Source organism: Neisseria sp. P0014.S009 (genome assembly GCF_051958155.1).
Classification (GTDB): Bacteria; Pseudomonadota; Gammaproteobacteria; order Burkholderiales; family Neisseriaceae; genus Neisseria; species Neisseria flavescens_C.
Genome location: NZ_JBQCVS010000248.1, coordinates 1 through 238, shown reverse-complemented (window position 1 = coordinate 238; position 238 = coordinate 1). Strand labels below are relative to the sequence as shown.

Annotated in this window: 1 pseudogene; it reads left to right on the top strand. The window is 50.0% G+C overall.

The annotated features are described in order from the left end of the window. A pseudogene (gene tldD, locus ACTHS4_RS12525) lies at positions 1-238 on the top strand (metalloprotease TldD); the annotation flags it as partial.

The window sequence follows — 238 nt, the reverse complement described above, 5'->3', positions numbered from 1 at the left end:
GTTAGTAGTTGCAACGGATGGCACACTTGCTGCAGATATTCGCCCGCTTGTGCGTTTATCCATTTCGGTTCTCGTGGAAGAAGATGGTAAACGTGAGCGGGGTAGCTGTGGTTCAGGTGGACGCTTTGGCTTAGATTGGTTCTTTGAAGTAGTAAATGGGGATATTCGCGCCGTTAATTTTGCAAAAGAAGCCGTTCGTCAAGCCCTTGTGAATCTAAGTGCGGTCGCGGCACCGGCA